This is a genomic window from Janibacter sp. CoH_79_TC_3 (genome assembly GCF_058197955.1).
Map to the genome: position 1 here is coordinate 1 of NZ_JBXWIV010000112.1, position 262 is coordinate 262.

Here is a 262-nt window from a genome sequence, read left to right on the forward strand (position 1 = left end):
GTCCAATATTAGTATTTTTTATGAAGCCCCTGTTCGTTATGAAAAATTCGTCCAAGCTAAAGGACGTAACTTACGTAATAAAAGTCAGATGTCGCACGTATATCACTTTGAATTAGAATATGCAAATACACTTGATAGTGAACGTTGGGAAACAAATCGTGGCAAACGTGACTTTACTGATGATGTTTCCGAACGAACTTTCAAAGCACAAGCCGCTCAATTTAAACATTAATATTTTTGTCAATAAATTATAAATATTGAC

Annotated in this window: 1 protein-coding gene; it reads left to right on the forward strand. The window is 33.2% G+C overall.

What is annotated here, in order from left to right; translation table 11 throughout:
* On the forward strand, positions 1–232 hold a 232-nt coding region (locus tag AC2FA3_RS15290), incomplete at its 5' end, for a hypothetical protein (protein ID WP_490510330.1).
* Between the last annotated feature and the right edge of the window lie 30 nt (positions 233–262).